12 protein-coding genes are annotated in these 21,203 nt (G+C 39.1%); 8 read left to right on the forward strand and 4 right to left on the reverse strand.

From position 1 onward, the window contains the following. Positions 1-40 precede the first annotated feature (40 nt). From rlmD to BUC06_RS02975, 5 genes are all read left to right on the forward strand, one after another. Positions 41-1,447, forward strand: a complete 1,407-nt coding sequence (gene rlmD / locus BUC06_RS02955) for a 23S rRNA (uracil(1939)-C(5))-methyltransferase RlmD (RefSeq protein ID WP_073329557.1) — start codon at positions 41-43, stop codon at positions 1,445-1,447. 78 nt (positions 1,448-1,525) lie between these two features. Then, positions 1,526-2,002 carry a DUF6452 family protein gene (locus tag BUC06_RS02960; protein WP_073329560.1) on the forward strand — a complete coding sequence of 159 codons (477 nt, stop codon included), beginning with the start codon at positions 1,526-1,528 and terminating at the stop codon, positions 2,000-2,002. Beyond that, on the forward strand, positions 1,968-2,636 hold the full coding sequence (locus tag BUC06_RS02965) for a DUF6048 family protein (RefSeq protein ID WP_073329563.1): 669 nt from the start codon (positions 1,968-1,970) through the stop codon (positions 2,634-2,636). Before BUC06_RS02960 ends, BUC06_RS02965 begins: the two co-directional genes overlap by 35 nt. A gap of 608 nt (positions 2,637-3,244) precedes the next feature. Further along, positions 3,245-7,855 (forward strand): GEVED domain-containing protein, encoded by a 4,611-nt coding sequence (locus BUC06_RS02970; RefSeq protein ID WP_073329566.1) that lies wholly within the window; start codon positions 3,245-3,247, stop codon positions 7,853-7,855. Between the two features lie 260 nt (positions 7,856-8,115). After that, the gene (locus BUC06_RS02975; protein ID WP_073329569.1) at positions 8,116-13,092 is read left to right on the forward strand and encodes a GEVED domain-containing protein; all 4,977 of its coding nucleotides are present in this window, start codon (positions 8,116-8,118) and stop codon (positions 13,090-13,092) included. Positions 13,093-13,180: 88 nt separating this feature from the next. On the opposite strand, the gene coaE is transcribed toward BUC06_RS02975, so the two are convergent. The 4 genes from coaE to ruvB are packed head-to-tail and all read right to left on the reverse strand — an operon-like array spanning position 13,181 to position 16,341. Beyond that, entirely contained in the window at positions 13,181-13,810 is a 630-nt protein-coding gene (coaE, locus tag BUC06_RS02980) for a dephospho-CoA kinase (protein WP_073329572.1), read from the reverse strand. A gap of 9 nt (positions 13,811-13,819) precedes the next feature. After that, positions 13,820-14,686, reverse strand: a complete 867-nt coding sequence (locus BUC06_RS02985) for an MBL fold metallo-hydrolase (protein ID WP_073329574.1) — start codon at positions 14,684-14,686, stop codon at positions 13,820-13,822. A 14-nt stretch (positions 14,687-14,700) separates the two neighbouring features. After that, on the reverse strand, positions 14,701-15,312 hold the full coding sequence (locus tag BUC06_RS02990) for an FMN-binding negative transcriptional regulator (protein ID WP_073329576.1): 612 nt from the start codon (positions 15,310-15,312) through the stop codon (positions 14,701-14,703). Positions 15,313-15,318: 6 nt separating this feature from the next. Next, positions 15,319-16,341, reverse strand: coding sequence for a Holliday junction branch migration DNA helicase RuvB (gene ruvB, locus BUC06_RS02995; protein ID WP_073329578.1), 1,023 nt, complete (start codon positions 16,339-16,341; stop codon positions 15,319-15,321). A gap of 214 nt (positions 16,342-16,555) precedes the next feature. Here ruvB and hutI point away from each other — a divergent pair, with 214 nt between their 5' ends. The 3 genes from hutI to BUC06_RS03010 all read left to right on the forward strand — a co-directional run bounded on the left by hutI (position 16,556) and on the right by BUC06_RS03010 (position 21,136). Next, positions 16,556-17,782, forward strand: coding sequence for an imidazolonepropionase (gene hutI / locus BUC06_RS03000; RefSeq protein ID WP_073329580.1), 1,227 nt, complete (start codon positions 16,556-16,558; stop codon positions 17,780-17,782). After that, on the forward strand, positions 17,782-18,882 hold the full coding sequence (locus BUC06_RS03005) for a DUF695 domain-containing protein (RefSeq protein WP_228423607.1): 1,101 nt from the start codon (positions 17,782-17,784) through the stop codon (positions 18,880-18,882). The genes hutI and BUC06_RS03005 overlap by 1 nt, the downstream gene beginning before the upstream one ends. Before the next feature lie 241 nt (positions 18,883-19,123). Beyond that, positions 19,124-21,136, forward strand: coding sequence for a BCCT family transporter (locus BUC06_RS03010; RefSeq protein ID WP_164466081.1), 2,013 nt, complete (start codon positions 19,124-19,126; stop codon positions 21,134-21,136). Positions 21,137-21,203 lie beyond the last annotated feature (67 nt).

Raw genomic sequence — 21,203 nt, forward strand, 5'->3', positions numbered from 1 at the left:
GAGGGGGTCTTCCGACCATTAAAAGAAATTGAGTTTACGGATGAGAAAGAAGAAAGATATTATTCTTGAAAATATTAAGTTGTTCGGTGCAGGGGCAAAAGGCGTGGCCATAGGAAAAACGGAAGAAGGAAAAACAGTACTGATCTCAGGCGCTGTTCCGGGAGATGTTGTGAATGCAAGAGTGAAAAAATCCAAGTCCAAATACTATGAGGCAGAAACCGTAGAGGTGGTAGAGCCTTCACCGTTCAGAGTAAAACCTAAATGTATTCATTTTGGAACATGCGGCGGATGCAAGTGGCAGAATATGAGCTACGAAAAACAGCTGGATTTCAAACAGGAAGAAGTATACAATAATATTAAAAGGATTGGCGGAATTGAAGACTTTGAAACCGTTCCTATTTTAGGGGCTGAAGAACAGTATTTTTATAGAAATAAAATGGAGTTTTCTTTCTCTAACGCGAGATGGCTTACTCAATATGAAATAAGTTCTGAAGAAAACTTTGGAAGCAAAGATGCTCTTGGTTTCCATATTCCTGGAATGTGGAGTAAGATTTTAGATCTTAAAGAATGTTTCCTTCAGGAAGATCCATCCAATGCCATCCGTCTGGCTGTGAAAAAGTTCGCAGTAGATAATGGATTGGATTTCTTCGATGTGAAAAATCAGGAAGGCTTTTTGAGAACCCTGATGATGAGACAGAACTCTAAAGGAGAATGGATGGTCTTATTCCAGCTTTACAGAGAAGAGAAGAACAACAGAGAACAGCTTTTCCAGTATTTATTAGAGAAGTTTCCACAAATCAAAACATTGGTGTATGCTATTAATCCAAAACAAAATGACTCTATTTACGATTTAAACGTTAATGTTTATTTCGGAGAAGGATTTTTAATGGAAGAAATGGACGGGCTGAAGTTTAAAATTGGGCCAAAATCATTCTTTCAGACCAATTACAAACAGGCATTGGAACTTTACAGAAAGACATTAGAGTTTGCTGATTTAAAAGGAGATGAAGTAGTGTATGATTTGTATACCGGAACAGGAACTATTGCACAATATGTGGCAAGAAATGCAAAACACGTTATTGGCATAGAATCAGTTCAGGAAGCCATTGATGCTGCCATTGAGCATGCCGAATTAAATGGTCTTACCAATACAACATTCTATTGTGGAGATATGAAAAATGTCTTTAATGATGAATTCATGGAAAACCATCCCAAAGCAGATGTTTTAATTACCGATCCGCCAAGAGACGGGATGCACCAGAAAGTGGTGGAACAGATCCTGAAACTTGCTCCGGAAAAAGTAGTGTATGTAAGCTGTAATTCTGCAACACAGGCCAGAGATTTGGCTTTAATGAAAGAACATTATACTTTGGTTAAAATATTACCTGTGGATATGTTCCCGCAAACCCATCACGTTGAAAATATCGCGTTGCTGATTAAAAAATAATTTTATTTAAATTTGAATGTCAAATCTTAATATGAAACGTCAGTTCCATCTGACTCAATAAAAAATAAAAATATACAGATGAAATACTTTAAATTTCTCGTCATGATCTGCTTCATAGGAATACTTTTCTCCTGTGGAGGAGAAGACGATATCTGTGAGAGTGGGGAAGGAACCCCCAGAATGAAGGTGGCATTTAAATCTCTGGAGACTGATAAAGTAAGAACCTTAGATTCACTGTATGTAGCAGTGGACTATGGTTCAGGAAAGGTGCAATTAGGAAAACTTACCAATATCGATTCAAGGCTGATTCCATTAAGGGTAGATGACTCACCTTATACAGATGTTTACTTCAGGCTTGCAGATAAAGGGACCGAATCTCACGTCCGGGTTAGTTATACAACAAAAGCCCAATATGTTTCTCCGGGATGTGGAATTAAAAAAAGCTATGAGAATTTAAGTTCAGAATTACTACAATCAAATCCTGTCCTCAAATTGGAAGCAGGACAAAATCAAATAGAGAATGAAGACAAGACTAATCTTTTCCTTCTTTTTTAGCATAATAGGAATACTGGGGTTGGCCCAGGAAAAAAAAGAAACCAAAGAAGCCAAAAAAGTTCAGGAGAAATACAAGCCTAATTTTATGGTGGGTCTTGATGTTCTTAATACTGGCGTTTCCTTTTTTTCAGACAGAATGCTTTACCAGGGATTTATTTCCTCAAAAGTGAGAGGAGATATTCATGCCATTGCAGAAGCAGGTTTTGAGAAAAATGTATATCAGAAGAATGGCTATGATGGCAAAGCAAGCGGTCCTTTTGTTAAGGTAGGGGCATTTTATATGCTTGCAAAAGATCTTGAGAATGAATTCAATGGTTTTTACGCCGGAGGTAAGATTGGAGGAGCATTCTACAACCAGGAATATAGGGCAGTCCCTGTGCGTGGTTTTGGAGGAAGCGGTTCATCTGTATCATTTCCATCATCTTCACAAACTTCTGCCTGGGTGGAAGGTACCTTGGGTGGAAGAGTTCAGCTGTTTGAATCCAATTTTTATATTGATGTCAATATGCAGCCAAGATATCTTGTATACACTTCCAAACAGGATGATATCACGCCAATGATTGTGCCGGGATTTGGGAAAAGCTCAGCTAAATTCAATATGGGTTTTGCATGGAACATAGCTTACAAATTTTAATTCAAAAATGATTCTTCATATTGAATCAGGCAGTCTTTATTAAAAATAATAGATCCTCAGATTTTTATCTGAGGATTTTTTTTGTCATTAATTTTTAAGTTTTATTAATAATTTGATGAACTGCTGTCAAAGAATAATAAATCTTATTATTTTATCGTTATTTATGAAAAAATAGCAGGTTTATTTCTTTATAAAGTTTTCTTTTTTTTGTAAAAATGAAAATATATTATCCCGAATTCAGATGAAAAAACTACCCGAATTCAAATAATATAAAATCCTCAGGCTCTACTGAAGATTTTACGTTTTAATGTATAAAATGTATTATTATTATGAAATTTTTACAAAAAAATATTTGAATGGATATATTAGTAGTGAAAAAATTATTAGATTTGTGTAATTATTAAAATATTAGCGTATGAATTAAAAAACTATTCTTTTCAATACAGATTATATGTAAAATGGATGTTTCAAATTGACATTTGAGCACCAAAATGGAAAACCCTACAATTACTTTATACTATTGTTATCATTAAATTTTAAAAAATATGAGTGGATTTTTACTCTGTAAAATGAGCAGGCCCTTTAGGGTGCTCATAACATTGCTGTGTATGGTCTTCGGACTCTTCACGCAAGCACAAACAGTTACAATTGGTACAGGAACAAGTACACAGAGGTATCCTTTGAGTACTTACTATGGATTCCAAAGAGATGTGTCACTTTATACAGCTGCGGAAGCGAGTATTCCTGCGGGTGGAAGTGTCCTGTCTATAGCATGGAATGCAACAGTAGCCACCAGTATTGCTACTCCGGTAAAGATTTATTTAAAATCTGTTCCGGCTGCAACCACTACGATTACAGCCCAAAACTGGGCTACTGCAACCACCGGTGCTACCTTAGTCTACAACGGAACGATCAACAGCATCCCTACAGGATGGAATACAATCACGCTTCAAAATCCTTATTATTATAATGGAACAGAAAACCTGATGGTATTGGTTGAAACAAGTTATGGTGGAGGCGGAAATGGAACTTCAACAGGAAATTCCTTTACCTATTCCAGCAATGCGTCGAAACATATGTATATCGAGGCAGATACTACAGCACCTGCAGGCAATGGAACAGTCGATGGCAACAGACCCAATGTTCAGCTAACCTTTGGTCCGCCACCTTCTTGTTTACCTCCTTTAGGATTAACTTCAGGAACTTTAACGGCAACAACAGCTCCGATCAGCTGGACTGCACCTTCTGCTGTGCCAGCAGGAGGATATGATGTATATTACAGTACAACAGCTACAGCCCCAACAGCTGCAACTCCACCTACACAAACAGTGACTACAGGAACAGGAGTAACCCTTTCTCCATTAGTCCCTAATACAACGTATTATGTGTGGATAAGATCAAGATGTAGTGCGACTGACCAGAGTACATGGGTAGGACAATTAACTTTGACGACACCACCGTCATGTATAGCGCCTACAGCATTGACTTTAGGAACGGTGGTACCAACGAGTGCCACTATCAGCTGGACAGCGCCTTCACCTGCTCCTGCAGGAGGGTATGATGTCTATTACAGTACATCTGCAACTGCGCCAACGGGTGCAACGGTACCTTCACAAACCGTTACAGGAACCACTGCAACTCTATCTCCACTAGCTGCCAATGGTACTTACTATGTATGGGTAAGATCAAGATGTACTGCTACAGACCAAAGTTCATGGACAGGGCCGCTAACGGTACTTACAGGATACTGTACACCAACAGGGGGCGGAAGTTCAACTTCATATTATCTGAAAACGATTACGACAACTGGAGGAATTACAAATTTAAATTATACTGCTAATTCCTACACAGCGTATGTTAATAACACAGCCACCGTTTTTTCAGGGTTACCAACCAATACGATAACCATGAATTTGAACTCTGGAACCAGTACTTACTATTATTATGTTTGGGTGGACTGGAATAATAATATGAATTTTAACGATCCGGGAGAAACTGTTCTTGCAACAACTACCTATGCTACCAATGGAACAGCAACCATCACCATACCAGGATCTCAGCCACCGGGAAATTATAGGGTAAGAACTTCTTCATCATTTATTGGAGCCAACACTGCATGTGGTCCGGCACCTTACGGTAATTATGTAGACTTTACCTTGAATGTTATTGCTTTACAGCCTTGTAGTACTGCCCCTCCGGGAAATATAGCAGTTTCAAATATTACACCAACTTCAGCGCTTGTAACATGGTTGCCTTCAACTGGAGCTACTTATGTATTGAGATACAGAGTTGCCCCTTCAGGAGCATGGACTACGGTAAATATTACGGCACCACTTTCAAGCAACTATCCGATACCAGGACTTACTGAACAGACTCAGTATGAAGTTCAGATTGCTACAATCTGTGGAGGTACCACTGGAGCATTCTCTCCAAGTACGACCTTTACAACACCAGCAATATCTTATTGTACTTCTGCTTCTACAAGTACTACCATTGATGGTTTCATCAGCAAGGTTTCTGTAACTCCGAATGCTGGAATACCAATGACCAGTACTTCAGATTTCAGCAATTATACTGATTACAGTACAGATCCTGCTAGACTCGTTACCTTAGTAAGAGGTTTAGGAGCCAATACGGTTACTGTTGAAAAAAGCTGGCCGGGAACGCAATGGTCGTTCGGAACGGGAGTATGGATTGACTTTAACAGAAATGGAATTTTTGAATCTATTGAACAAGTATTGAATTCACCAAGTAATACTACCTCTCCTGTAACTGCTATTTTTGCAGTTCCTAATGCTGCGGGGGGAGTGTATATGGGGAATCTTACGACCCGTATGCGTGTAGCGATAAGAGAAAGTGCTACTGCAGCTGCTTGTGGAACTTTCACTTGGGGTGAAGTAGAGGATTATGCAGTGAAGCTTGTAGATCAGCCCGCTTGTACTACAGCTCCACCTACAACCATTACAGTTACCAACCTTACGGCTACTACAGCTACCGTATATTGGATGAGTGCTGCCAATGCCACCTACACCATCAGATGGAGAGTATCTCCTAGTGGAGCATGGACTACTCAGGTTTTGGCTGCGGGAGTAAACAACTACACAATCCCGGGCCTTACAGAACAGACTAAGTATGATGTACAGGTATCTACAACATGTGGAACTTCTACGGGAGCATATTCTGCAACTGTACAGTTTACAACACCACCACTTTCTTACTGTCCTATGACAGGTACAGGAACTAACGACCACATTTCTAATGTAACTGTTACGTCTTCTAATCCTGGAGTACCGGTAATGAATAACACAACAGTACAGACGAATTATACAAGCTATACAACACCTCAAACACTGATCACCCTTGATGCTGGTTCTGCCAATAATAAGCTTTCCGTATCAAAAGGATGGACAGGATCTACAAGTAATGTTGCAGTTTCAGCTTGGATAGATTATAACAGAAACGGAGTTTTTGAAGCATCAGAACAGATCTTAAGCTCACCAGCAAGTACTGCCACTCCTGTTACTAATAATAGTTTCACGGTTCCGGCAACTGCTTATACAGGTCCGCTTACAACGACCATGAGAGTGGTACTTAAACGTACCAGTGCTCCGGTATTATGCCAGAACGCAGTCAATGGAGAAGTGGAAGATTATGCTGTAAGAATAAGACCATGTAGTAATGGAACTCCAAACCAGCCTGGAATCACGACGACTTATAATTCTGCTACCCTTACTTTCTCAGGAGTTGCCAATACAGTGACTTATCTTGTGAGATACAGACTTGTAGGACCTCCTCCGGGACCATGGACTCAAGTATATGCTTCTGCGTTACTTAACAACATTCCACTTGTCTTGACAGGTTTAACTCCGGCTACTAACTATGAAGTTCAGGTTGCCGCTGTTTGTGGAGACGTTCCAGGTGCATTTACAGCACTTAAGCCTTTTGTAACAAGATGTGATCCTACGCCTCCAAATGTTACGGTAAGTGCTATTACTACAAATTCTGCACTGATTACGTGGGCACCGCTTGCTGCAAGCTCAACGTATACATTGGAATGGAGAAAAGTGGGAGCTGCAGTTTGGACTCCGGTTAGCAATATTGCTCCTCCTACCAATACGTACCTGTTGACAGGCTTGGATCCTTATACAAAATATGAGGTAAGAGTAGCTAACAAATGTGTTGGAGAAACGACTCTTAACCCATATTCAAATCCGAAAGTATTTACAACGGAAAGAACTTGTGAACTTCCTCCTCCGGGATTAACGATTCTTCAACTTTTCCCTACATGGGCTGAAGTTACATGGGAAGGTTTCCCTGGTGCCACGTATATCCTGAGATATAGAAAAGTAGGTATTCCTAGCTGGACGAATGTTCCTCTGACTACAAATACTTATACTATTACAGGATTATTGGAAGAAACGAAATATGAAATGCAGGTAGTGAATGTTTGTAACGGTACACCAGGTACCTACACGCCTCCATATTATTTCACAACACCTACGGTAGTCTATTGCCAGATGGGTTCTCAGAACTCAGTAAACGAGCATATCGCTAAAGTTACAGTAACGCCAAGCGGCAGGCCTAAGATGGAAAATGCTTCAGGACCTTCAAGCTATACAGATTATACAGGAGTACCTGATACCTTCATCGAAATGGTTCAGGGATCAACAGGTAATCAGATCACGATTGAGAAAAAATGGAATGGAACCAATCATGACGAAGGTATTGCAGTATGGATTGATTTCAACAGAAACGGATATTTCGATCTTGATGAAAGAGTATTTACATCACCTCCGAATACAACAAGTCCTGTTACAGGAACGTTCAGTGTACCGGTAGATGCTTATGTAAGTATGACTAACTACAAGTATGTGGTGATGAGAATTGCATTGATGAGAGATGGAGTTCCAGTGAACTGTACGAATTTTGCAAACGGTGAAGTAGAAGATTACTCAGTAAGAATCGCCAAACCGGGAGTGCCAAATTCTGTTAACCAAACTGACATTCTGATTTATCCTAACCCGGTAAGCTCAGTATTGTATGTGAAAAATATCAGCAAAAGAGCGAAGTATAAGATCTACAATTCTGCAGGCCAGGTAATAGGGGATGGTATCCTTCTAAACAACCAGATCAATGTAAGCAAACTGATCAACGGAATTTATGTAATTGATATCGAAGACAATGGTACAACAGTTCAAAAGAAATTTATTAAAGAATAATATTTAAATTTCAAATACAGGAAGCCCTCAGAAATGAGGGCTTTTTTTTGGCGTCATAAAAAGTGTCTTCTCATATTTTTAGTATATTTTTAATAAATAATTCAATATTTGTTGAATTTTTCGCTAAAAATTTAAAAAATTATTTGTTTTTTTAATTTTCAACTATTCCATTGCTTTATTTTTAATAATATGGATAGATAGGGTTTTTATTATTAAAAAATATAGTAGATTTGTGAAATCATTACAAAATATTTTTAATTATGAAGAAAACCTCTCTTTCTTTCTTCTTCCTGTGTTTATTTGCAATGATCCATGCCCAATGGACCCCTGCTGTGTACAATGGAAAAGGAGCTACTGAAGATTCAAAATCTCACAAGTATTACTCTTTGGACATTTCACAACTGAAATTGCAATTAGCCCAAGCAGAAGAAACAGGTAAAAATGCAAAACCTGTAATTATATCTCTTCCCACGATGGAAGGAAAAATTGAAAAATTTGCAGTATACAGCTTTCCTGTTGTGGTAAAAGAGCTGGCAGATCAGTACCAACTGGGTTCTTATGTTGGAGTAGGGATGGACGATCCTTCAAAATACTTAAGATTCAGTTTATCACCAAATGATTTCCAGTCCATGATTATTCAGGACGGAGGCTATGAATTTATAGAACCTGCCAATGCGGCTAAGACAATCTATAAAGTCCATCCTAAAACAGGAAAAGATAAAAAAGGTTTTATATGTTCCACTGAGGAAAGTGAAGATGCAAAACATGATATCGAGATCCTTCATAAAAATGGAAAAGCCTTTTTTAACCAGGCTACCGATTTTGCAAAAAATTCAGATAAGAAATTCAGAACTTTAAGATTAGCATTGTCAGTCTGCGGGGAATATACCCAGTACCATGGAGGTACAGTAGCCGGAGCTCTGGCTGCTATGAATGCAACTTTAACAAGAATCAATGGAGTTTACGAAAAAGATTTTGCACTCCATCTGAATCTCCAAAATTACCCAAGTTTAATTTACACCAATTCAAATACAGATCCTTATTCTGCAACCGAAAATGGAACAGAGAACGGTATTACCGGCTGGAATTCTCAGGTGCAGAATGTGATTACAGCAACCGTAGGTAATGCAAATTATGATATAGGACACCTTTTTTCTCCACCGGGTGCGGGGGGAAATGCCGGATGTGTTGGTTGTATATGCAGGGATAATATGGTGCCTACAGCCAATGATAAAGGTTCAGGATGGACATCTCCGGGCGGAAATCCTCCTGTGGGAGATAATTTTGATATAGACTATGTAGCCCATGAGGTAGGGCATCAGCTGGGAGGAGTTCACAGCTTTTCGTACTCTGCTCCTCAGTTAGGCTCTTCCACGAGTGTGGAGCCTGGTTCAGGATCAAGTATTATGGGATATGCGGGTGTTACAGGACCAACTACTGATGTACAGCCACATTCAGATCCTTATTTTAATGTGACTAATATTACCCAGATTCAGGCAAACCTCATCACCAAAACATGTGATGCAGAAACAGTTATTACCAATACTCCTCCGGTAATTACACCACTTACGACCTATAATATTCCAAAAGGAACCGCTTTCGTGCTGACTGCATCTGCTACAGATGCTGAGAATGATCCTATGACTTTTAACTGGGAGGAAGTTGATATTGCCAATGAAGTAATCAATAATGCGAACTTAGGAAATACAACCACAGGTCCTTCTTTCAGATCTGTTGCTCCCTCAACCAGTCCTGTCCGATATTTCCCCAGACTCTCTTCTGTGCTTGCAGGGGTGTTAAATAATGCCAACAACCTTTGGGAAGCTGTATCTACAGTGGCACGAACTACCAAATTTACGGTGACAGCAAGAGATAACAATCCTGTTGCGAATCAACAGCAGACCCAATCTGCAACACAAACCATTATTGTAGGAAACAACGGCCCTTTTATAGTAAACCCGGCGACAATCTATAATAACGGTCCTACCAACGTAACCTGGAATGTGGTAAATACCAATGCAGCACCATATAATGCAGCTAATGTGAAAATAGATTTTACAACAGATAACGGAACCACCTGGAATGTCGTAGCTGCATCCACCCCTAATGATGGAAACCAGGCGGTAGATTTTACGGCTTTTCCTTTAACAGTGGGAGGAACTGCTAAAATAAGAGTGAGTGCTGTTAATAATGTATTCTATGCGATCGGTACAGCTTCAATAGAAACACTTCCGATCTGTACGACCACTGCACCTGGAGGCATTGTGGTTTCAGCCATTACGCAGGCACAGGCAACAGTAACCTGGAATGCATCATTCAATGCAACGTATATCTTTCAATACCGTATTGCAGGAACTACAGCATGGACAACAGTAACACCTGCTCCAATAACCAATACAGTTACCCTAAGCGGGCTGGCAGCCGGAACACATTATGAATTTCAAATCGCTAATGTGTGTGCGGGAACAGCCGGAGCTTTTTCACCGATTTCAACGTTTGTAACCTTATATTGTGCTGCAACATCTACGAGTACAGATAATGGATATATTTCCAATGTAACCGTAGCAGCCACAAACTCATACACCATGAGTAATAATTCGGCTGCAGCAAACTATACAGACTACTCTGCAGAGATCACAAAATTGATAACACTGGTACGGGGATCAACCAATAATAACGTTTCTATTTCCAAATCCTGGCCGGCTGCTGTATCAAGTAAAGCCGTAAGTGTATGGATCGATTTTAATAAAAACGGAACCTTTGAGACTATTGAACGTGTTTTAAATGCGGCAAATAATACAACGACTCCTGTAACTGCCGCGTTTACAGTACCTGCTACAGCTTATGCAGGCCCACTTACAACCCGTATGCGTGTGGTACTGAGAGATTCTGCCAATCCTGCCGCTTGTGGTACCTTTACCAATGGTGAGGTAGAGGATTATGCAGTGAAGCTGATCGATCAGCCGGTATGTACGAATGCACCACCTGCCAATATTACGGTAACGAATCTTACCCCTTCAACGGCTAATGTTTCTTGGTCAGCAGCAACCGGGGCCACCTATATATTAAGATACAGAAAAGTAGGAACTACCACCTGGACTACAGTAGATCCAGTGCCAGCTCCCGGAAATAACTATACAATTCCAAACTTAACAGAGCAGACACAATATGAAGTACAGGTAGCTACAAAATGTAACGGCAGCCAAAGTACATTCTCTCCTTCTGCACAGTTTACAACACCTCCGGTTACTTACTGTCCTATGACAGGTACAGGAACGAATGATCATATTTCAAATGTGACCGTTACCTCTGTGAATCCTGCGCTTCCTGTAATGAATAATACCACTGTACAGAATAACTATACCAGTTATAATACAGCGCCTACGCTTATTACACTGGAGATCGGTTCTACAGGAAATCAAATCTCTGTGGCAAAAGGATGGACTGGAACAACCAGCAGTGATGCAGTTACTGCCTGGATCGATTTCAACAGAAACGGAGTTTTTGAAACCACAGAGCAGATCCTTACTTCAGCATCAAGTACAACCACTCCTGTTACTGCGAATTTTGCAGTTCCGGCAGGAGCATATAACGGACCGCTGACAACAACGATGAGAGTTGTGCTGAGACGTTTAAGTGCCCCTGTTATGTGCCAGAATGCAGTCAATGGTGAAGTTGAAGACTATGTCGTAAAGTTAAAACCTTGCAGTACAGTTACCCCAACAAATCCTACGATTACAGCGATAACTTATAATTCAGCTGTTGTCAACTGGACAGCCGCGACAAATAATCTTACCTATCTGTTGCAATACAGAGTACAGGGAACTACAACATGGACTTCGGTGTATGTTACCGCAGTACCTCACACATTAAATAACCTGATTCCTTTTACGACGTATGAAGTACAGATTGCTGCCAACTGCGGAACTTCTACAGGTGCTTTTACACCTATCAGATCATTCACTACAAAATGTGATCCTACCCCTCCGGGAGTATCAGTTACGGGAATCACTACAAATTCAGCAGTAGTAACATGGACGCCTTTAGTAACAGGTTCTACCTATATTATGAGATGGCGAAAAGTTGGAGCAACAACCTGGAATCTTGTTAATCTGCCGGCTCCGCCTGCCAATACTTATCCTTTATCCGGTTTAGATCCGTATACAAAATATGAAGTGCAGGTAGCCAATCAGTGTACAGGAGAAACGACTCCTAATCCATATTCAAACCCTATTGTATTTACGACATTAAGAACATGTGAACTTCCTCCTCCGGGATTAATGATTACCCAGCTTACGCCGACATCAGCTGAAGTGATATGGGAAGGTTTTTCTGGAGCAACGTATATCCTGAGATACAGAAAAGTAGGTATTCCGAGCTGGACCAATGTTCCGGTAGCGAATAATGCTTATACCATAACAGGATTATTAGAAGATACGAAATATGAAATGCAGGTGGTGAATATCTGTAACGGGACACCGGGAACTTATACGCCTCCGTATTATTTCACGACCCCTACAGTAATCTACTGTCAAATGTCTTCAGGAAGTTCAGTGAACGAGCATATTGCTAAAGTTACAGTAACGCCAAGCGGCAGACCTAAGATGGAAAATTCTTCAGGACCTTCAAGCTATACAGATTATACAGGAGTACCTGATACCTTCATCGAAATGGTTCAGGGATCTACAGGTAATCAGATCACGATTGAGAAAAAATGGAATGGAACCAATCATGACGAAGGTATTGCAGTATGGATCGATTTCAACAGAAACGGATATTTCGATCTTGATGAAAGAGTATTTACATCGCCTCCGAATACAACAAGTCCGGTGACGGGGACCTTCAGTGTACCTGCTGATGCCTTTGTAAGCATGACAACTTACAAATATGTTGTCATGAGAATTGCACTGATGAGAGATGGAGTTCCGGTAAATTGTACAAGATTTGCCAATGGCGAAGTAGAAGATTATTCCGTAAGAATCTCTAAACCCGCAACGGCTAATCCGGTGAATCAGACTGATATTATGATTTATCCCAATCCTGTAAGCTCAGTATTGTATGTGAAAAATATCAGCAAAAAAGCGAAATATAAGATCTACAATTCAGCAGCACAGATCATTGCTCAGGGTATTTTATTGAACAACCAGATCAATGTAGGCAAGCTGATCAACGGAGTTTATGTTTTAGATATCGAAGACAATGGTACAACCGTTCAAAAGAAATTTATTAAAGAATAATATTTAAATTTCAAATATAGGAGCCCTCAGAAATGAGGGCTTTTTTATCATTAAAAAAACTCGTCAGAAAAATCTAACGAGTTTTTTTTTATTCTATACTGAAAACGATCCGTTCGGTTTGTTCCTTAAGATCCTCCAGGTTGGTATTGTTGTAAATAATACAGTCTGCCAGCTTGATCTTATCCTTTTCGGGCATCTGCTTTTCCATGACGGATTCTACTTCACGGTAGGTCTTTCCGTCTCTGTCCATTACCCTTTTGGTTCTGATATTATCTTCTGCAGTGACCAGAAGAGATTTGTAGCATTGTCTGTTCAGTTTTAATTCAAACAATAATGCTGTTTCTTTGAAAACTAAATATTTGGTCTGTTTTTTCAGCCATTCTTCAAAATCAATCTTTACAGCAGGATGAATGATTTCGTTTAATTCGTGAAGCAGATCTTTATTATTAAAAACCTTTTCTGCTACATATTTTCTATCATAAAGGCCGTTTGAATCATAAGCTTGTTCGCCCAGTAATTCTTTGATCTTTATTTTGAGGTCTTCACTATCATTCACAATGGTTTTAGCCCTGTCGTCGGAATAATAAACCGGGAATCCAAACTCCTCAATAAAATGGGCTACAGTAGTCTTTCCTGAGCCTATACCACCGGTAAGCCCAATGATCTTGGGTGACGGTTCCGGTTCTGCTTTCTGTGTCTCTGAATGTAATTCTTCCATAATCAAAAATTAATATCCAAAAACGTCATTAAAACTGTGGATCTCGTCTAATCTTACTCCTTTTTCTGTCATTTTAAGGCTTGCTAATTCATTGTGGGCATCATGTTCAAAGAACAGTAAATATTCATTATCGACGCACTGTTTCAGGAACTTTCCTTTTTCTTCCATCGTCAAAAGAGGTCTGGTATCATAGCCCATCACATATACCTGGTTGATATGTCCTGCTGTAGGAATAAGGTCTGCGGCGAAAACAATTGTCTTTTCCTGGTACTGAATTACCGGAAGCATTTGCTTTTCCGTATGCCCGTCTACAAAGATGACATCCATCTTCAAATCAGGGGCAAAACCATAATTTCCTGTTGCAGGAAGAGGTAAAAAGTTAAGTTGTCCACTTTCCTGTATCGGAAGGATGTTCTCCTTCAGGAAACTTGCTTTTTCTCTGGGATTAGGCTCTGTAGCCCATTTCCAATGGTTATCGTTCGTCCAGAACTGTGCATTTTTAAAAGCCGGCCTGTATCCTGTTTTGTCGTCATTCCATTCGATAGCGCCTCCACAATGGTCAAAGTGAAGGTGAGTAAGGAAAACATCGGTGATGTCCTCTTTTACAAAACCGAATTTCTTTAAATTTTTATCAAGACTGTCATCTCCCCAAAGAGAATAATGGCCGAAGAATTTATCATCTTGTTTATTGCCGAGACCGCAGTCTACAAGAATCAGTTTCTTGCCGTCTTCTATAAGCAGGGATCTTGTTCCCAGTTCGATCAGGTTTTTTTCGTCTGCAGGATTGGTTTTTTCCCACAAACTCTTTGGGACGACTCCAAACATGGCACCGCCATCCAGTTTAAATTTTCCACATTGTATTGGATATAATTTCATATATATTTTGATTATTATTTCTTTATTAATTTCATCTTTTCAGCAATCTTTTTACCATTCTCATCTGAATTTTCAAGCTCTGAAATGATATTTTGAAAATCATGTTCCTTTCTGTTCTGGGAAAGTTTCTGCTTGATAAATATTTCCGTAGGAATTATTTTCAGTCCGAAAGCACCTTTCATTTCCTTTTCTACCAATTCCCTTCCCATATCTTTCACCATCACCGGACACTTCTGAAAACTTTCATATTTAGAAGTTAATTTATCCAGATGCCGATACAATTCATCATGATTCATCAGTTCTACCTTTCCTTGGATCTGTACCGCTTCATAATTCCAGGTTGATACATTCATATGATCATACCAGCTGCTTGAAATATAAGCATGAGCACCCAGGAAATCACAGAGTACTTCATCTCCGTCTCTTAATGTTTTTGCCTGAGGGTTAGCTCTTGAAATATGAGTTTCCACATAAATGTTCTCAGGGTCATCTTCATTAAGCATCATCATAGAATGAGTTGCCCTTATTCTTTCCCCGGAAGAAATGAGTAAGGCAAAAGCATTTTCCCTGATGATTTCTCTCATCAGATTGTAATCTTCGCTTCTGTATAATTTTGGAATAAACATAGATCGTTAAAATAATTCTCCGGGACTTCTCGGTATGGCTATATTTAAATGTTTATAAGCCTTATCCGTTACTTCTCTTCCTCTGGGTGTTCTGATAATAAATCCTTCCTGAATCAAAAAGGGTTCATAAACCTCTTCCAAAGTTTCAGGGTTTTCTGCAATAGAAGTCGCCAAGGCAGAAATTCCTACCGGTTTTCCTTTGAAGTTTTCTATCATGACCCGCATGATCTTGTTATCCATTTCATCTAAACCGAACTCATCTACATTCAAAGAATTCAGTGCGTATTTCGTAATATTGATTTCAATTTCACCATTTCCTTTGATCTCAGCAAAATCACGTACTCTTCTTAGCAAAGCATTGGCAATTCTGGGAGTTCCACGACTTCTTCTCGCTATTTCTATCGCTGCATCTTCATAAATCTTACTTCCTAAAACCCGTGAACTTCTCTGGATAATCATCGATAAAAGCTCTACTGAATAATATTCCAGTCTGCTCTGAATCCCGAATCTTGCCAGCATCGGCTTCGTCAGCATTCCGCTTCGGGTAGTCGCTCCTACTAAAGTAAAAGGATTCAGGCCGATCTGGACACTTCTTGCATTAGGACCGGTTTCCAGCATGATATCGATCTTATAATCCTCCATCGCAGAATACAGATATTCCTCCACGATAGGAGACAGACGGTGAATCTCATCAATAAAAAGAACGTCATTTTCTTCCAGATTGGTAAGTAATCCTGCTAAACTCCCAGGTTTATCCAAAACAGGACCAGAAGTGATTTTACAGCCTACACCAAGTTCATTAGCGATGATATTGGCTAAAGTGGTTTTACCCAGACCCGGCGGACCGTGCAAAAGAACATGATCGAGAGCTCCACCCCGTCTTTTGGCAGCACTTACGAAAACTTCAAGGTTTTCCAAAGTTTTTCTCTGCCCGGCAAAGTCCTTAAAACTCTGCGGACGGATCTGCTCCTCCTGCATAAGCTCTTCATGCGAGTAGTTTTCCTTATCTGGATGTAAAAAGTCTGGCATTAATTCATTTCATTTACCTCAAAGATAACAAATTTAGACTAAGGTTGAGGTGTGGACTGAGAAATTTCAGAGATTGGAAAAAGGGGAATACGGAGGCTGAGATAGAGACTGAGGTAAAGAATAAGGCTAATTTAGATGGAGGATATTGATATATTTTAAGTATTTTTGAGAGGAAAAATTAATTATAAACAAGCTATAGCTTAATCTTTGATCAATGAAATTAATAGGACCTTTCAAGCAAATTGTAACATTGGCCAATCTTCCTTTAAGAGGAAAACTTTCCGATGAGCAGATCGATATTATTGTAGACGGAGGAATTGTGGTGAATGACGGTACCATCCAGAAAATTGGAAATTTCGAAACACTGAAATCTGAAAATCAAAATATAAACATAGAAACCATTGAAGGAGAGCAGGTTGTTCTTCCAGGATTGGTGGATTCTCATACTCATATCTGTTTCGGAGGAAACCGGGCCAATGATTTTGCGATGCGTAATGCCGGAAAGACATACCTGGAAATAGCTGAAAGCGGTGGTGGAATCTGGAGTTCTGTACAGCATACAAGAAGTGCTTCGGAAGACGAATTACTAAAGACATTACTCGAAAGAATCAACTTTCTGATCTCATTGGGAATCACAACTATTGAAGTGAAAAGCGGCTACGGGCTAGATGTCGAAAACGAGTTGAAAATGCTCAGAATTATTAAAAAAGCACAAAGCCATACCCAAGCTACGCTGGTTCCTACTTGTCTTTCTGCCCACCTGAAACCAAGAGATTTTGAAGGAAGTAATGAAGAATATTTAAACTATATCATCACCGAAATCTTACCTAAAGTAAAAGAAGAGGCGCTTGCAACGCGTGTAGACATATTTATTGAAAAATCGGCGTTTCAGCCGGAAGAAAGTAAAGATTTCCTTCTTAAAACTAAAGATTTAGGTTTTGATATAACCGTTCATGCAGACCAGTTTACACCGGGAAGTTCAAGAATTGCCGTAGAAGTAGGAGCGAAATCGGCAGACCATCTGGAAGCGACTATTGATGAAGATATTGAGTTTTTGGCCAAATCAGATACGGTAGCAACAGCACTTCCGGGAGCAAGTTTAGGATTAGGCGAAAAATTTACACCAGCCAGAAAACTATTAGATGCGGGAGCAATCGTGGCGATTGCCAGTGATTGGAATCCGGGATCTGCGCCCATGGGAAATTTAATTACTCAAGCTTCCATTTTGGCCACATTTGAAAAATTAACAACTGCTGAGGTATTGGCAGGAATGACCTTCCGTGCCGCGTATGCCTTGGGAATTGAAGACATCGGAAAGCTGGAAGACGGAAAGAAAGCTGATTTTGTAACTTTTAAAACAGATAATTTCCAGAATGTACTGTACAATCAGGGAAGCCTGAGTGCTGAGAAGGTTTATATCAACGGAAATCAGGTTCATTAATGATGGGATTATTTGACAAGATGCTCGGCAAAAAGCTGCCGGAAAAGGAAACCAGAACCTATAAAGAGTTTTGGGACTGGTTTTTGACAAAAGAAAAAACTTTTTTTGAAGTGGTAAAAGGCAGAGAACATATTGAAGAGCAATTCTTTGATATCATGTCTCCTGAACTTAGTAAGGTAAACGATGGCTATTATTTCCTTTCTGGAATGTGTGATGAACACACCGCAGAGCTCATCATTACAGTAGAAGGTGATGTGAAAAAAATAATTTTTGCCGAAGAATTGATTGCCGCTGCTCCAAAGACTGATCACTGGAAGTTTACCGCTCTAAAACCCGAAACAGATATTGAAAATGTAGGGGTTAGAATCAATGACTGTGAGTTGACAAAAAATAATATTTACTTTTATTCAAATGACATAGAAGGGTATCCGGATGAGATCGATCTGGCTTTTGTTTATGAAAATCTGAACGAAGAAAACAGAGAATCTGCCACGACAGGAATCTGTATCTTTCTGGATAACTTCCTTGGGGAGCTGAATTTTGCCACTCAGATTGATACCTTTAGCATTATCGGTAAACATGAAGCAGAGCAGGAACTTATTCCAATAGAAAAATTAAGAGATTTTCTTCTGTGGAGAGAAAGAGAATTTACTGAAAAGTATAAAGATTCACAGATTGTAGAAAGTGAAGATCAGTTTTCAGTTCTTGAAGCCACTTTAGAAAACGGGATGCCACTCATGGCTACAGTGAATGCTTCTCTGTTAAAATACGATGCAAAAGCTTCCTATCCATGGATCTCTGTCCTGAAGATTTTTTATGATGGAAGCAATAATAGTGGTTTTCCTGAAGAAAAGGATTACAATAAAATGAATGCACTTGAAGATTATGCGGTAGAAACTCTGACGCCAAAAGACGGACATTTGTATATCGGGAGAGAAACGGCAGACAATTCCAAAAGCATTTATTTTGCAAGCAAAGATTTTAGACAGCCTTCAAAAGTTTTTGATCAGATCATCAAAGAAAATCCTGAATATAAAATTTCACTCGAAATTTATAAAGATAAATACTGGCAAAGTTTTGAACAATACACCGTTAATTAAAACAAATTCATTTTTTGGAAGGGCAGAGTAGATAAAATTACAGCCTTTGATTTTTATTTTTTTATATAAGTTTTCTTATATTGTGACCCCATTACTGTTAATTCATTGTATAAAACAGTAATTTTCTATAGTTCTTAAGTACATCCCTGATAAGGAAAATAACGCAGTCATATTATTCTTTGAGTACTTCTGCCAGGGCTATGCCAGGTGTCTGTCAATATTAATACGAAAAATAAATGTGATGAAATTTAAAAATGTACAATCTACTTTCAATAAAGGGGTGACGATCCCAAGTCTGATTTTTATTATTGGAACATGTTTTCTTTCAGCTCTGTTTCCAAAGCCGACGGAAAATATTCTCAATCAGATTAAACAGTTTATATTTGTCAATCTGAATTGGGTATATGTCTGGGCCGTCACTCTGTTTGTTATCTTTTTAGTTTACCTGCTGTTTAGTAAATATGCAAACATAAAACTGGGCGCTAATGACAGTAAACCGGAGTATTCCTTCTTTTCATGGATTTCAATGCTGTTTGCTGCCGGAATGGGAATCGGATTGATCTATTTTAGTGTGGCAGAACCTATGCAGCATTATTCTTCCGAAGTTTTTGCCGATAATCATTATGTGAGCCGGGCAAAACAGGCACAGTTATATACTTTTTTTCATTGGGGAATCCATGCATGGGCCATTTATGGAGTGGTAGGACTTTCCTTATCTTACTTTGCTTACCGATACAGATTACCGCTTTCATTACGAAGCTGCTTTTATCCATTGCTGAAAGATAAGATTAATGGGAAATGGGGAAACGCCATTGATGTTTTTGCATTATGCTGTACCTTCTTTGGATTGACCACGACTTTAGGATTTGGAGTGGTACAGATCAGCTCAGGATTAAATATACTCCATATCACCGCAGAAAACAGTTTTACCAATCAGGTGATTATTGTTATCAGCCTTATTTCTCTTTCTGTTTTTTCAGCCATCAGCGGAGTAGATAAAGGCGTAAAGATTTTAAGCAATATTAATATAATGAGTGTCATTGTACTCTTACTCTTCGTTCTGATATTGGGTCCAACGGTATATTTGATAGGAAGTTTTACCGATGGATTGGGAAACTACATCAATAATTTTTTCAATCTTACTTTCAATACCCATGTTTATGAAAAAAATGCATTGCCATGGTTCTATGACTGGACTATTTTATACTGGGCCTGGTGGATTTCATGGTCGCCCTACGTAGGTTTATTTATCGCAAGAATATCTAAAGGAAGAACCATCAGGGAGTTTATTCTGGCAGTTTTGGTACTTCCTACCTTATTCAATTTTATCTGGATGTCTGTATTCGGAAACAGTGCTATCTGGTTCGATCTGAATGTGGCCAACGGAAATTTAAGTGCTCTGGCGTCCGATCCTGATGCTTTGATGTTCAGGTTTTTAGAATATATGCCACTCTCAACAGTAACCGGATTTTTTGTTATCGCCATCATTATTATTTTCTTTGTAACCTCTGCCGATTCGGGCATATTCGTCATGAACAGCATCGCTACTAAAAATGCCAAAAAGTCTCCCAAATGGCAAATTATATTCTGGGGTATTCTACTGGCCGTACTTTCCCTGTTATTATTAAATGCAGGCGGATTGAAAGCGCTTCAGAGTATGACCTTAATTACAGCTTTGCCCTTTTCAATCATCGTACTTTTATTCATCGTAAGCTTAATGAAGGCACTTATTATTGATCAGAAATATTATGATACCAACTTTTCTGCCTCTACCGTTCCGTGGTCAGGGGAATTTTGGAAAGAACGCTTAAAAAATATCGTTTCCTTTAAAGATAATTCTTCAGTCGATCATTTTATTAAAGTTAAGACGAAAGAAGCTTTTACAGAGCTGCAGCAGGAATTTGCATCCAATGGAATCGAAGCCAAAATAAATCAATATGAAAGTCCCGTAAGAATAGAAATAGAGATTCATCAGGGAGTTGTCAATAATTTTATATATGGCGTTGAAAATAAGGTGAAAACCGTTTCTGAATACATGATTAATGAAGAAAACCTTCCGGATCTGGACAACAGTAAAACCCACTATCCAAGATCCTATTTTGGGGATGGAAGAGAAGGATATGATGTGCAGTACTTCACAAAGAACGAACTGATTTCTGATGTGCTCAAGCATTATGAACGATTCCTGGAAATAGTTTCGGAAGAGCGCAATGAAATGTTCATCAGCAGTAATGCCAATCAGAACAAAGAATAGCTTACAATGGGCTTATGACGTGAATGACGGATGTCATAGAACGTTTTTGAAATTGAACACAGGAGTG

The organism is Chryseobacterium carnipullorum (genome assembly GCF_900142785.1).
Classification (GTDB): Bacteria; Bacteroidota; Bacteroidia; order Flavobacteriales; family Weeksellaceae; genus Chryseobacterium; species Chryseobacterium carnipullorum.